Raw genomic sequence first — 13,447 nt, 5'->3', positions numbered from 1 at the left:
CTAAGTGTGACTTATTCGAAGTAGCGCGTAGCAAGCGTCACATCAAGTAATGTCTATTGCATGAACAGCGATCATCAGGCTCAGGCTTCTACAGCTGGCCCCATCGTCCAACTGACTGGGGTCAATAAGCACTACGGTGCCCTGCATGTACTCAACAACATCAACCTCGAAGTCACCAAGGGCGAGGTAGTTGTGATCTTGGGTCCGTCGGGCTCGGGCAAGTCCACCTTGTGCCGTGCCATCAACCGACTGGAAACCATCGATGAGGGCACCATCAAGATCGACGGCAACACGCTTCCTTCTGAAGGCAAGGCACTTGCCAAGTTGCGCGCCGACGTTGGAATGGTCTTCCAGTCCTTCAACCTCTTCGCGCACAAGTCCATTCTGGAGAACGTGACCCTTGGTCCGATCCGGGTCAAGGGCATGAAGAAGCCAAAGGCCAAGGAATTGGCAATGCAGCTTCTTGAACGAGTCGGAGTGGCGAACCAGGCGGACAAGCTTCCCGCCCAGCTTTCTGGCGGACAGCAGCAGCGTGTGGCCATCGCGCGAGCGCTGGCCATGAAACCCAAGGTCATGCTTTTTGACGAGCCCACCAGTGCGCTGGACCCGGAAATGATCAACGAGGTGCTCGACACCATGGTGGGGCTGGCCAAGGAAGGCATGACCATGCTTGTGGTCACCCATGAGATGGGCTTCGCACGCAAGGCCGCGGACCGCGTGATCTTCATGGCCGACGGACAAATCGTTGAACAGGCCACTCCGGAAGAATTCTTCACCAATCCGCAATCCGACCGTGCCAAGGACTTCCTCGGCAAGCTCATTACCAACCACTGATTTCATCACCCGCATCCAACAGGAGGAAACATGCGTAAAACTCGTTTTGGCACAATCGCAGCAATGGCAGCTATCGCAGCAATGGCCCTGACATCATGTGGCGGCTCGGGCAACGAGGCTGACGGCGACAAGATCCGCATCGGCATCAAGTTCGACCAGCCAGGTCTGGGATTCAAGGACGGCGACAACTACACCGGCTTCGATGTGGACGTTGCAAAATACGTAGCCAACGAGCTGGGCTACCCCGAAGACAAGATCGAATTCGTTTCGGCTCCTTCGGCCAACCGCGAGACCATGCTGCAAAACAACCAGGTCGACATGATCTTCGCAACTTATTCGATCACCGAAGAGCGCAACAAGGTCATCGACTTCGCTGGCCCGTACTTTGTCGCTGGCCAGGATCTGCTGGTTGCTTCAGATTCCGACATTGATGGCCCAGAAGCATTGAACGGCAAGAACCTGTGCTCGGTAACCGGTTCTACCTCGGCCCAGAAGGTCAAGGACAAGTACGCTGAGGGAACGAATCTGCAGGAGCTCCCGGGCTACGCAGAGTGCGTCACCCAGATGAGTGGCGGCACCATCGACGCGGTCACCACCGATGACATCATCCTTGCCGGTTTGGCAGCCCAGCCTGCATACAAGGGCAAGTTCAAGGTTGTAGGCAAGCCATTCAGCGAAGAGAATTATGGCGTCGGCCTGCCAGACGGTACCGACAAGTGCAAGGCCATCAACGAAGCGATCACCAAGATGATCGACTCCGGCGACTGGCAGAAGGCCTTGGATAAGAACACCGAGGGCACCGGATACACGCCGAATTCGAAGACCAACCCGCCAAAGCTCGCAGATACCTGCGCCTAGCATTTCCTGATGCGGCGGGGGTCAAGGACTGCCCTTGAACCCCGCAGCATTATTGCTTTCTTATTTGAGCGAATTTTTCGCTCATCGTTCCCCTAGCCGCTTGGCCCTTACCATGGCCACCGAGACAGAGGCTTGCAGTGGAGAATTATTTATCCATATTCACTGAGTACGACATCCCAGGGGCATTCTGGGTCAATATCCAACTAACTTTCTGGGCGGCCATCGGCGCGCTGGTGCTGGGCACAATTCTTGCGCTGCTTCGCATCTCCCCAGTGGCTAGCTTCCAGGCTATCGGCACGAGCTACGTTAACCTGGTTCGAAATACGCCACTGACCATCATTATCCTGTTCGCCGTTCTGGCCCTCTACGGCCAGCTTGGTTTCACCCTCGGCGGTGATTTCCATGCGAACTTCTTCCGCCTGTCGGTTTTGGGCCTTGCGGTGTATCACGCGGCATTCGTCTGCGAGGCTATCCGATCGGGTGTTAACACCGTTCCGTTGGGACAAGCCGAGGCGGCACGAGCGATCGGGCTGGGCTTCTTGCCCGCGGCCCGGCTGGTGATTTTGCCGCAGGCGTTTCGTGGCGCAATCGTCCCGCTGGGTAATACCCTGATCGCCTTGATCAAGAACTCCACTGTTGCTGCTGTTGGTTCGGTAGCCACCGAATCTTCGTCGGTGATGAAGACGATGATCGAGTTCCGCTCCGATATCGTAATTCCGATCTTCTTGACTTTTGCCATTGGCTTCGTGATTATTGTGATCCCCGTGGGGCTGTTGACCACGTGGCTGTCCAAGAAACTGGCGGTGGCACGATGAGCGCTTCAATTCTTTTTGATACCCCGGGCCCCAAGGCCCGCCGCCGTATTCTGATTATCAATATCGTCGGCGCACTTATGGCCCTGGGCATCATGGCCTGGATTTTCCTTGGCCTCGCAGCCAAGGGGCAGATGCAGCCGGAGCAGTGGGACGACTTCATCCAAGGCAGCACCTGGAAGAACTATTTGCTTCCCGGCCTGCTGAACACCGTCAAGGCGGCAATCCTGGGAATCATCGGTTCGGTGGTTTTTGGCTTGGTCTTCGGTGTCGGACGCCTATCGCAGAACAAGCTGGTCAACGGATTCTGCACGGTCATCGTGGAATTCTTCCGCGCCGTACCAGTGCTGCTGATGATCGTGTTCTTCAATGTGTTCTTCTCGCGCTCCCTGGAGCTGCCAGGGAATACCGCGTTGTGGGCAGTTGTTGCCGCTTTGGTGTTCTACAACGGTTCCGTTGTTGCCGAGCTGGTCCGATCTGGCGTCCACAACCTGCCTAAGGGACAGCGGGAAGCTGGTATCGCCATCGGCCTGACCCATGGCATGTCCTTGCGGCATATCGAAATCCCGCAGGCACTTGTGGCGATGCTGCCGGCATTGATTGGCCAGTTCGTTGTGATCTTGAAGGACTCGGCGCTGGGCTACATCATCAGCTTCAACGAGCTCTTGTTCTTCGCGCGAACCTATTCCTCGCCTAACGGCAATGTCTTGCAGGCTTTGATTGTCACTGCGGTCATCTTCATCTTGATCAACTTCACCTTGGGCAAGATTGCAGAATGGACTTCAAAGCGGCTGAGCAGCCGGGTCAAGAAAAACAAGAATGCTCCAACAGTTGTTGGTACCACTGCTGTGACCTTTGCCGAGACCGGCCCACAAGATGGTCCCAAGGACCATTAGCCTGTAGTACGGCATCCATCTGGCCAGCAGTAGCAGAAGCGCTCCTTGCATCGTGCAAGGAGCGCTTCTGTTTCAATTGTCTTGGTCTTCTCGCCAGGGCTAGCTCAACCATGTGCGCAAGGAGTTCAGGCACGCACGGATATCGTCCTGGGTGACATGCTCATCATCACTGTGGGCCAACAATGCGTCGCCAGGACCAAAGTTCACGGCAGAAACGCCAAGGGCCGAGAAACGGGACACATCGGTCCAGCCGTATTTGGGCTTGGGTTCTTGGCCAAGAATCTTGATGAGGTCAGCTGCGATCTCCTGGTCCAAACCAGGCTTGGCCCCTTCGGCGCCATCGGTTCGCTCGATTTCAAAGCCATCAAAGAGTTCGAAGACCAGGGCTTGTGCTTCAGCCAGCGTCTTGTCCGGAGCAAAACGATAGTTGATCTCGACTTCGCAGTAGTCCGGAATGACGTTTCCGGCGATTCCACCGTTGATGCGCACCGCGTTCATTCCTTCGCGGTAGTCCAAGCCCTCCACGGTAATGGTCTGGGGCTCGTAGTCGGAGAGCCGCTGAAGGATCGGTGCGGCGTCATGGATAGCGTTATGGCCCATCCAGGCGCGTCCTGAGTGCGCTGCCTTGCCCCGGGTGCGAACCACGAATCGGCTAGTGCCATTGCAGCCGCCCTCAACCGTTCCGTTGGTCGGCTCAAGCAGGATGGCAAAATCAGCTTCGAGCAGTTCGGGGCTGTTCTTCGCCAAACGTCCCAGACCGGATTTGGCGGCTTCCACTTCCTCGTGGTCATAGAAGACGTAGGTGACATCGTATTTGGCATCGGTCAGTTCGGCAGCCAGGGCCAGCTGCACCGCGACACCGCCCTTCATATCGGTCGCCCCGCGTCCATAGAGCACGCCGTCGATCACCTGGGCCGGGACCGTGCCCTTGGCGCCTTGCGTGCGGGGCAACGGAACGGTGTCCAGATGGCCTGCGAGCACGACTCTGCGCTCGCGGCCGAAATTGGTGCGGGCAACGATGGCATCCTGATCGCGATGAACCTGCAGGTGCTCCAGCTTCAGCAAGGCCTGATACACCTGATCAGCAATTTCTTGTTCATTCCCGGAAACAGATTCAATGTTCATGATCTGTTCGGTCAGCACTGCGACGTCCTGTAGCAGGTCCAATTCGTTCACGGTATTCATCGTCCTACGTCTCTAGCTTCACTAGCCTGTCATCTATCAACGTTACCCGGCGTTTCGAGGATACGATCAGTGTATGACTTCAGAATCTGTGACTTCATCCAGTGACTCCACCGTCCGTTTGGCCTCCGGTCATGGTCTTGCCACGATTGCCGCGGATGGAACCGTCCTTGACGTTTGGTACCCAGCCCCTGTCCTTGGCGAGCTTTCGTCGGCCGACGAGCTTTCTGGCGAGCTAGCGGCAGCTGCCCAAGACGATGATGCCCGTGGCACCACCCAGAAGGTGGTCTCGCTGACCATCGATCTGGACGTAGCACCGGCTGACACCGCTGACGTGTGGCTGCGCCTGCATCTGCTATCCCACCGTTTGGCGCAGCCGAACACCATCAATCTTGACGGCATCTTCGGCCACTTGGCCAACGTGGTCTGGACCAACTTCGGCCCATGCCAGGTTGATGGCTTCGAGGTAACTCGCCTGAAGTTGCGTGCTCGCGGCGCGGTCACCGTCTATGGAGTGGACAAGTTCCCGCGCATGGTCGATTACGTCGTTCCGACGGGCGTCCGCATTGCTGACGCTGATCGCGTTCGCCTGGGCGCGCACCTTGCCGAAGGTACCACCGTCATGCACGAAGGCTTCGTGAACTTCAATGCTGGCACCCTGGGCACCTCAATGGTCGAGGGCCGCATCTCGGCTTCGGTGGTTGTGGGCGACGGTTCCGATGTCGGAGGCGGCGCCTCGATCATGGGTACGCTTTCCGGCGGCGGACGCGAGCGCATCGTCATTGGCGAGCGTGTCCTGCTGGGCGCCAATGCTGGTGTTGGCATTTCGGTGGGCGATGACTCGGTGGTCGAAGCCGGACTTTACGTGACTGCTGGCACCCGTGTGCTTTTGGGCGAGAAGCAGGTCAAGGCCCTGGAACTGTCCGGAGTTTCCAACCTGCTGTTCCGTCGCAACTCGATTTCTGGCGCGGTCGAGGCTTTGCCTCGCGCCGGCCAGACCGTGGAGCTGAACAGCGCACTGCACGCCAACTAGAGACGTTTAGGGGCTCGCTGGATTATCGAGATATTCAGCGGGCCCCAATTTCTTTTAAGCTCCCGGGAAAATGATGGTGACCATGGGCTGGATGAAGCCGTGGAACGCCTTGGAATCCTGCAGCAAGGATGTGCTGGCAACAATTGTCGCTCGGCCGGTGAGCCAGGCACGTGGCTCGTCCAGGGGCATGTCAATAAGCTGGATCTGCTGCTTCGGTGCTGTCGTATCGTGATCCACCCCGTGATCCAACAAGATCCTCTCTAATTCATCGAGGCGCAGCGGCACATAGCCCATGCTCTTTTCGACAAATTCCTCGGCATGCTGCTGAGCAAACAGCGTTGCTTGACCGTAATGGGCTTTAGCCAGCTTGGCAAGTGCGGGATAGCCCTCCTGGCCCAGCTGCTCGTGCAGCGTCTGCTTAGGAGCGCTCTGCTCCGCGATCTCCCCCGCAGTCAAGGCTCCCCACCAGGCGCTCCACTCCTGCTTGAACTGCCCGTGTGCGGCATCAGTGCCATGGCGGTTCTTGATCACTGAGGTTAAGCGACAGTTGGGCCCGGCTTCGGCGGGATCCACCCCGCCGAGCTCACGTAAGTACAAGGCCATCAACATCGTCTGATTGGTTTTTACCGCCAAGGACCAATTATTTCCACGACGAAAGTACATGCATACCACCTGACTTTTAGGCATACCCCCGCAGTCTTAGACTCACAGGATACTCCCGTCCCCGCGCTTAAAACAGACAAGGAGCTTTCCACCATTTGAATGGTGGAAAGCTCCTTGTCAGTGAACGCTACTTGCCCTGTGGCCTAGAGGCCCGGGTAGTTGCGAGCGGTCTCTCCCATGTACAACTGGCGTGGGCGGCCGATCTTCAGTTCAGGATCCTTGATCATTTCACGCCACTGCGCGATCCAGCCTGGCAGGCGACCGATCGCGAACAGCACGGTGAACATCTTCTCCGGGAAGCCCATGGCGGTGTAGATCAGGCCGGTGTAGAAGTCCACGTTCGGGTAGAGCTTGCGCGAGATGAAGTACTCATCGTTCAGCGCAGTTTCTTCCAGCTTCATCGCGATCTCGAGCAGTTCGTTCTTGCCCTGCTTGGCCAGCAGGTCGTGAGCGGTCTTCTTGATGATCTTGGCGCGTGGATCGTAGTTCTTGTACACGCGGTGGCCGAAGCCCATCAGGCGTACGCCGTCTTCCTTGTTCTTGACCTTCTGCATGAAGTCTTCCGGGGAGATTCCGGAGGACTGGATTTCGCGCAGCATCTTCAGCACAGCTTCGTTGGCGCCGCCGTGGGCTGGGCCGGACAGGGCGTGGATGCCTGCAGAAACCGACGCGAACATGTTGGCTTCGGAAGAACCAACCAGGCGCACGGTGGAAGTCGAGCAGTTCTGCTCGTGGTCTGCATGCAGGATCAGCAGCAGGTCAAGGGCCTTGACCACATCTGGATCCAGCAGGTATGGCTCGGCAGCGGTGCCGAAGCACAGGCGCAGGAAGTTCTCGACCATGTTCATCGAGTTGTCCGGGTACAGCAGAGCCTGGCCGATGGACTTCTTGTGGGCATAGGCAGCCAGCACTGGCAGCTTTGCCAGCAGGCGCAGGGTGGAGCGTTCCACCTGCTCGTCGTCCTTTGGATCCAGGGAGTCCTGGTACCAGGTTGACAGTGCCGAAACTGCGGAAGACAGAACCGGCATTGGGTGCGCATCGCGTGGGAAGCCGCCGAAGAAGCCCTTGAGCTCTTCGTGCAGCAGGGTGTGGCGGCGCAGCGAGTTGTCGAATTCTGCGAGCTGGTCTGCGGTAGGCAGTTCGCCGTAGATCAGCAGGTAGGTGACCTCGATGAAGCTGGACTTCTCGGCCAGCTGCTCGATGGGGTATCCGCGGTAGCGCAGGATGCCGGCATCGCCGTCGATGTAGGTGATCGCGGATTTGGTGGCCGCGGTGTTCATGAAGCCAGGATCGTAGGTCACGTTCCCAGTAGTCTTCAAAAGTGGGGCTACGCTGAATCCGTCGTTACCCTCAGCAGCCGGGATTACCGGAAGCTCAAGATTGGATTCTCCAAAGTGTAGCTGTGCAGATGTAGTATCTGTCATTGCTTCTCCTAACCGGAAAGCGTGTAGTTCCGAAAGGTCAGTCGTCACCGTAGAACATACCGCGATTTGACCCTATCCCGCTAATCAGGCTGTCATCTTCACCGGTTGGCGGAAGAATTCAGCCGTTCAACGGCGGCCGCGATCCGTTCGTCGGAGGCGGTCAATGCCACGCGGACGTGGCGTTCTCCAGCGGTTCCATAAAAAGCACCCGGGCCGGCAACGATTCCCAGCTCCGCAAGGGCGCCGATGGTCTCGAAGCTTGGCCGATCCTGGGTGCACCACAGGTACAAGCCGGCCACCGAATCTTCAATTCTGAGGCCGAAGTTTTCAAGGGCGGGACGCAATGCGTCGCGTCGCGCCCGGTACAGTTCGCGCTGTTGGGCTACGTGCTGGTCGTCGTTCAGCGCCACTGCCATGGCGTGCTGGATGGGTCCAGGCACGATCATTCCGGCGTGCTTGCGGCTGTTAACCAGCGTTGGCATGAGGTTTGGCGCGCCGGCGACAAATGCCGCGCGGTAGCCCGCGAGGTTCGATTGCTTGGACAGCGAGTACAAAGCCAGCAGGTTATCGAGATTTCCGCCGTTGACCTCCGGGTCAAGGATGCTCGGCACCTGGCCTTCGAAGTCTTCCCAACCGAGTTCTGCGTAGCACTCATCGGAGGCTACGACGGCGCCGATGTCGCGGGCCCGTTCAACGATTCGCTGCAGTTGCCCAACCCCGGTTACCTTGCCGGTGGGGTTGCCTGGCGAGTTCACCCAGATGAGCTTCACTCGCGAGAGTTCTTCGGTACTCAGTTCATCAAGGTCATCGGTGGCGATAGGTGTCGCACCGACAAGTTGGGCACCAATGTCGTAGGTTGGATACGCAATTTTTGGACGAACCACAATATCCCCGGCACCGATTCCCAGGAGCAGCGGCAACCAGGCCACCATTTCCTTTGAGCCCACGGTTGGCATGACGTCGTTGATGCCCAGGCCGGTGACTTGGCGGCGACGTGCGAACCAATCGACAATGGCCTGGCGGACTTCTGCGGTTCCATGCGTGGTGGGGTAGCCGTGGGAGTTTGCGCCCTCAGCCAGCGCGTCCTGGATGAGCTGCGGGGTGTCATCAACTGGCGTGCCGATGGAAAGGTCCACGACTCCCCCTGGATGCTTCGCTGCCTGCTCGCGGTATGGAGCAAGCTGGTTCCAGGGGTAATCGGGGAGCTCAAGCATAAAAGTAAAACCTAGCCTTGGTTCTGAGGTGGCAAGGCACTGACGAATGGGTGGTCAGTACCGGTGTTACCAATTTTAGCGGCGCCGCCCGGGGAACCAAGTTCATCGAAAAAGTCGACGTTGGCCTTGTAATAGTCGGCCCATTCGTCCGGCACATCATCTTCGTAGTAGATGGCTTCAACGGGGCAGACCGGCTCGCAAGCGCCGCAGTCTACGCATTCATCCGGGTGAATGTACAGCGAGCGCTCGCCTTCATAAATACAATCTACCGGGCACTCTTCGACGCACGCCTTGTCTTTCACGTCGACGCACGGCTGAGCGATGATGTAAGTCACGAGGGCCGAGACCTTTCCTTGCACTTGGTGGTTTCAACACGAGCCGGCCGGATTCCTGGATGCTCTTTGAATCCCTTACCAGCTCAAACTACAGTCTAGTCCTGATATCAATACATCAAAGCGCCCGCGGGCCTGCTGTGACGTAACCGACCATTCACATTTCAGCTTCAGAGGGTTTAGATGAATTCTTCTTACGAAAAGATGACGCGCAAGAATGCTTAGTTTCAGTGATATGACTCCCGGTGAACGTCTAGTTGTGCGCTACCGCTTGCCTGTGGAAGCCAGCACAGCAAGCGGGCGCTTTAGCGACGCGTTGGGCGAGCTGCGGGAAGTCACGGTGGATTCGATCAGCGTCCAGACCCGATCGGGTCTCGTAGTCATCCCGCGGGCTTTGATCACCCATGCCAAACTCGTCCCTCCGGCCCCGGAGCGCCGCCGGCCTCGGACGCCGAAGGACTAGTATCCGGCAGGATCGATGCATTGCGCCGAACCGCTGTTGTGCGACATGTGATTTGATTCTGCCAATCACTCCACGATTTTCCCGTATGCTGTTTTTATGCCTTCTGACAAACTTGTCCAATCGCGAGCACGTGCACTCAGCTCACCGCTGAGGCTTCGTATCCTGCGCTTGTGCCTCCACGAGTCACGAACGAATAAGGAAATCGCGGACATTCTTGATCTGAATCCGGCCACGTCGCTGCATCATGTCCGAACCTTGGTGAATAACGGCTACCTCGCCCCGGAAGAAGCCCGACGCGGCAATCGCGGCGCCAAGGAAGTTCCCTACCGGAGCACCAAGCAGTCTTGGGGAACGCGCATCCCAGACGCTGCCCCCATGCTTGTCGATACTTTCCTGCAGGAAATTGAGGGACTGGATCCTCAAGAAATCCAGATCATCCGCGTGGGCCTGAAGCTCAGCGAAGCGTCCCGCCAGGAAATGATGTCGCGGCTGCGTTCGGTAATTGAAGACTACGCGATGCGTGAGCCCGAAGAAGATGGCGTGGCAACCTCGCTCTTCTTGGCCCACCATCTGGACATCACCGGCAACGAGAGAAGCTAGAACTACAGATTCCAAGATCTGTGCACTTGGCGTTAACCAGCGAAGGCGCATTTCCCAATCGCGGGAAGTGCGCCTTCGTTGTTTAGTCCTGGCGATGCTGTTTGCGAATAGCTCGCAGGGCCAGCACCAAGCCGATGATCGCAGGAATGATCATTCCATACATCCACAGAGCCGAAGCCAGCGCCGGTCCGGGAAGGTATTGATAGTACTGCATGCCGAGGATCAGCTGGTCATTGCCGACGTAGGATATCAATCCCACGCAGACATAGCAGCCGATCAGCGCCAGCGCCCCGGACCACAGTTTCCCTGAGGACACCGCAGCCCAGTACACCAGCAGGCCGAGCAGCAGCCAGGCTACTGCGACACCCCACACCAGCGGCACGTCATTTCCGGCGTAGCTGATGGAGGCGTGGATAGCCGTGCCGAACAGTCCTGCTACCAGGGCGGCAACAGCTCCGCGCCAAAGCGCCGAGAGGTTGCTGCCCTGGTTTTTTCGCTGATTAGGCGCGAGCGCGTGCACGGGTTGCCTTGGCACGGTCATTGGCGTTCAGCAGCACCTTGCGGATACGGATAGCTTCTGGGGTAACCTCAACGCACTCGTCTTCGCGAGCGAATTCCAGGGACTCTTCCAGGGTCAGAGTCTGTGGCGGGGTCAGGTTCTCGAAGCTGTCCGAGGAAGCTGCACGCATGTTGGTGAGCTTCTTTTCCTTGGTGATGTTCACGTCCATGTCATCGGCGCGCGAGTTCTCGCCAACGATCATGCCCTCGTAGACTTCTTCGGTTGGCTTCACGAAGAAGCTCATGCGTTCCTGCAGGTTGATCATTGCGAATGGAGTCACAACGCCAGCGCGGTCGGCAACAATCGAACCGTTGATGCGGTATTCGATGGCACCTGCCCATGGCTCGTAGCCTTCAGCCAGCGACGAAGCGATGCCTGCGCCACGGGTTTCGGTCAGGAATCGGGTACGGAAGCCGATCAGGCCACGTGCAGGAACCATGAATTCCATGCGTACCCAGCCGGTGCCGTGGTTGGCCATGTTGGTCATGCGGCCCTTGCGCGAAGCCATCAGCTGGGTAATGGCACCCAGGTACTCTTCGGGCACGTCAATGGTCATGTGCTCCATCGGCTCGTGGACCTTGCCGTCAACCATCTTGGTAACTACCTGTGGCTTGCCAACGGTCAGCTCGAAGCCTTCGCGACGCATCTGCTCAACGAGGATAGCCAGTGCCAATTCGCCACGGCCCTGGACTTCCCAAGCATCCGGACGCTCGGTAGGCAGGATGTTCAGCGAAACGTTACCGATCAGTTCCTTGTCAAGGCGGTCCTTGACCTGGCGTGCAGTGACCTTGGCGCCCTTGACCTTGCCAGCAAGTGGCGAGGTGTTGATACCGATGGTCATCGAAATTGCTGGTGGATCAACGGTGATCAGCGGCAACGGCTTCGGGTTCTCCAAGTCGGTGAGGGTTTCACCAATCATGATGTCCTCGATACCGGCCACTGCGACGATCTCGCCTGGTCCAGCTTCTTCAGCTGGAACACGCTGCAGACCCTTGGTAGCCAGAAGCTCGGTGATCTTCACCTGCTTCATGGTGCCGTCCTGACGGGCCCAGTTAACCTGCTGACCCTTGCGCAGGGTTCCGTTGATCATGCGCAGCAGTGCCAGACGACCGAGGAATGGCGATGCGTCAAGGTTGGTGACGTGTGCCTGCAGAACTTCGCCTTCTTCGTAGGTCGGTGCAGGAACGTGCTTGATGATGGTCTCGAACAGCGGCTCGAGATCTTCGTTGTCTGGCAAGGTGCCATCGGCTGGCTGGTTCATCGAAGCGTAACCGGCCTTGCCCGACGCGAAGACCACAGGGACGTTCAAGATGGCGTCCAGATCCAGATCTGGAGCTTCATCAGCCAGGTCTGATGCCAGGCCCAGCAGCAGGTCCATGGAGTCCGAGATGACGCCATCGATGCGGGAGTCCGGGCGGTCGGTCTTGTTGACCACGATGATGACTGGCAGGTTGGCGCTCAGGGCCTTGCGCAGCACGAAGCGGGTCTGTGGCAGTGGGCCTTCAGAAGCATCAACGAGCAGAACCACGCCGTCCACCATGGACAGGCCGCGCTCGACCTCGCCACCGAAGTCAGCGTGACCCGGGGTGTCGATAACGTTGATGGTCATGTTCTTGCCGTCAGCAGCTGGGCCGTTGTAGAACACGGTGGTGTTCTTGGCAAGAATGGTGATGCCCTTCTCGCGTTCCAGCTCGCCGGAGTCCATCACGCGATCTTCGGTTTCACCATGGCTGTCGAATGCGCCGGTCTGCTGGAGCATTGCGTTGACCAAGGTGGTCTTGCCGTGGTCAACGTGTGCAACGATGGCTACATTGCGAAGTTCGTCGCGACTAATGGTGTTAGCTGACATGCGTGAAGGCTCACTTCCGCTCGAGGATTTTGGGTCTAAGGAGTCGGGGCCAAAGTCGACCCAACAAACAAGTTTACGCTGTTCCAGCAAATACTCCGGCGCTCTGTGTCAGAACATACAAGAATTTCACGTAAAGTCGCGGAAAATCATGGGGTGGATTGGGTGGAAATCCAGTAGCGCAGGGTCTTGGACCCGTCGGCTGCTTCCAGGTACGGAACCTGCGAGTCTGGAACTCCCCCGCACTTTTGTATCGTCGCGATGGAACCGAGGTTCGTACTGTCGCAGGTGACCAGCGCGCTCGGCACGCCGGCCTCCTGGACTTCACGCAGGCCAAACTGGCAAAGCGCAGTTGCCAAGCCACGGCGGCGGTGCTCGGAAAGAACTCCGTAGCCGATGTGCCCGCCACGTTGAAGCAAGAAATCGTTAAGCTCGTATCTCACCGAGACACGCCCTACCAGTTCGCCGTCATCGAAAGCGCCAAAGAGCGCCGAACGCACCCAGCCCTGCGGGATATGCTCGCCGCGGCGTCCTGCGCTCATCCGGAAGGTGTAGTCCTCCCACAGCTCATCGGCAGACCACGTCGGCAAGAATTCGAAATCGTCGTCCAGCATGGCCCGATGGGCGTCGATGGCCTGCTGCTCGTCTTGACTAGCTAGTTCGCGGAAATCCAGTGCGGCTGAAAGGGTCATGAAGCCATTATGCCAGTGCACAATTCCTTGCCAGCCCAG

The 13,447-nt window shown here is 58.0% G+C and carries 15 protein-coding genes; 7 read left to right on the top strand and 8 right to left on the bottom strand.

All coding sequences use genetic code 11. The features are described from left to right. Window positions 1-102: 102 nt before the first annotated feature. From ACT7DV_RS12380 to ACT7DV_RS12365, 4 genes are all read left to right on the top strand, one after another. The gene (locus tag ACT7DV_RS12380; protein WP_171919658.1) at window positions 103-834 is read left to right on the top strand and encodes an amino acid ABC transporter ATP-binding protein; all 732 of its coding nucleotides are present in this window, start codon (window positions 103-105) and stop codon (window positions 832-834) included. A gap of 30 nt (window positions 835-864) precedes the next feature. Further along, complete coding sequence (locus ACT7DV_RS12375) at window positions 865-1,692, top strand: glutamate ABC transporter substrate-binding protein (protein WP_444662925.1); 828 nt, start codon at window positions 865-867, stop codon at window positions 1,690-1,692. A gap of 137 nt (window positions 1,693-1,829) precedes the next feature. Next, the gene (locus tag ACT7DV_RS12370; protein ID WP_060702059.1) at window positions 1,830-2,507 is read left to right on the top strand and encodes an amino acid ABC transporter permease; all 678 of its coding nucleotides are present in this window, start codon (window positions 1,830-1,832) and stop codon (window positions 2,505-2,507) included. Then, complete coding sequence (locus ACT7DV_RS12365) at window positions 2,504-3,400, top strand: amino acid ABC transporter permease (RefSeq protein WP_444662922.1); 897 nt, start codon at window positions 2,504-2,506, stop codon at window positions 3,398-3,400. Before ACT7DV_RS12370 ends, ACT7DV_RS12365 begins: the two co-directional genes overlap by 4 nt. 99 nt (window positions 3,401-3,499) lie before the next feature. Here the strand turns inward: ACT7DV_RS12365 and dapE are convergent, their stop codons facing one another. Continuing rightward, entirely contained in the window at window positions 3,500-4,585 is a 1,086-nt protein-coding gene (gene dapE, locus ACT7DV_RS12360) for a succinyl-diaminopimelate desuccinylase (RefSeq protein WP_444662920.1), read from the bottom strand. 73 nt (window positions 4,586-4,658) lie between these two features. On the opposite strand from dapE, the gene dapD reads away from it, so the two are divergent. Then, window positions 4,659-5,615 carry a 2,3,4,5-tetrahydropyridine-2,6-dicarboxylate N-succinyltransferase gene (gene dapD, locus ACT7DV_RS12355; RefSeq protein WP_444662918.1) on the top strand — a complete coding sequence of 319 codons (957 nt, stop codon included), beginning with the start codon at window positions 4,659-4,661 and terminating at the stop codon, window positions 5,613-5,615. 54 nt (window positions 5,616-5,669) lie between these two features. On the opposite strand, the gene ACT7DV_RS12350 is transcribed toward dapD, so the two are convergent. From ACT7DV_RS12350 to fdxA, 4 genes are all read right to left on the bottom strand, one after another. After that, entirely contained in the window at window positions 5,670-6,248 is a 579-nt protein-coding gene (locus tag ACT7DV_RS12350) for a hypothetical protein (RefSeq protein ID WP_444662916.1), read from the bottom strand. 173 nt (window positions 6,249-6,421) lie between these two features. After that, window positions 6,422-7,702, bottom strand: coding sequence for a citrate synthase (locus ACT7DV_RS12345; protein WP_022873974.1), 1,281 nt, complete (start codon window positions 7,700-7,702; stop codon window positions 6,422-6,424). A gap of 98 nt (window positions 7,703-7,800) precedes the next feature. Next, window positions 7,801-8,916, bottom strand: coding sequence for a succinyldiaminopimelate transaminase (gene dapC, locus ACT7DV_RS12340; RefSeq protein ID WP_444662914.1), 1,116 nt, complete (start codon window positions 8,914-8,916; stop codon window positions 7,801-7,803). An 11-nt stretch (window positions 8,917-8,927) separates the two neighbouring features. Next, on the bottom strand, window positions 8,928-9,251 hold the full coding sequence (gene fdxA, locus ACT7DV_RS12335) for a ferredoxin (RefSeq protein ID WP_060703425.1): 324 nt from the start codon (window positions 9,249-9,251) through the stop codon (window positions 8,928-8,930). 232 nt (window positions 9,252-9,483) lie between these two features. On the opposite strand from fdxA, the gene ACT7DV_RS12330 reads away from it, so the two are divergent. Together ACT7DV_RS12330 and ACT7DV_RS12325 are read left to right on the top strand one after the other, a co-directional pair. Then, the gene (locus tag ACT7DV_RS12330; protein WP_444662913.1) at window positions 9,484-9,711 is read left to right on the top strand and encodes a putative acetyltransferase; all 228 of its coding nucleotides are present in this window, start codon (window positions 9,484-9,486) and stop codon (window positions 9,709-9,711) included. Between the two features lie 96 nt (window positions 9,712-9,807). Further along, entirely contained in the window at window positions 9,808-10,311 is a 504-nt protein-coding gene (locus ACT7DV_RS12325; RefSeq protein WP_444662911.1) for a helix-turn-helix domain-containing protein, read from the top strand. A gap of 82 nt (window positions 10,312-10,393) precedes the next feature. Here the strand turns inward: ACT7DV_RS12325 and ACT7DV_RS12320 are convergent, their stop codons facing one another. The 3 genes from ACT7DV_RS12320 to ACT7DV_RS12310 form a co-directional block, all read right to left on the bottom strand. After that, window positions 10,394-10,831 (bottom strand): hypothetical protein, encoded by a 438-nt coding sequence (locus ACT7DV_RS12320; protein ID WP_444662910.1) that lies wholly within the window; start codon window positions 10,829-10,831, stop codon window positions 10,394-10,396. Continuing rightward, window positions 10,812-12,719, bottom strand: coding sequence for a translational GTPase TypA (gene typA, locus ACT7DV_RS12315; RefSeq protein WP_060702067.1), 1,908 nt, complete (start codon window positions 12,717-12,719; stop codon window positions 10,812-10,814). The genes ACT7DV_RS12320 and typA overlap by 20 nt, the downstream gene beginning before the upstream one ends. Before the next feature lie 146 nt (window positions 12,720-12,865). Beyond that, window positions 12,866-13,408, bottom strand: a complete 543-nt coding sequence (locus ACT7DV_RS12310; RefSeq protein ID WP_444662908.1) for a GNAT family N-acetyltransferase — start codon at window positions 13,406-13,408, stop codon at window positions 12,866-12,868. Between the last annotated feature and the right edge of the window lie 39 nt (window positions 13,409-13,447).

The sequence above is a fragment of the Glutamicibacter sp. TV12E genome (assembly GCF_052441935.1).
GTDB lineage: Bacteria > Actinomycetota > Actinomycetes > Actinomycetales > Micrococcaceae > Glutamicibacter.
Note: the sequence above shows the minus strand (reverse complement) of the source record. Positions and strands in the feature narration are given on the sequence as shown.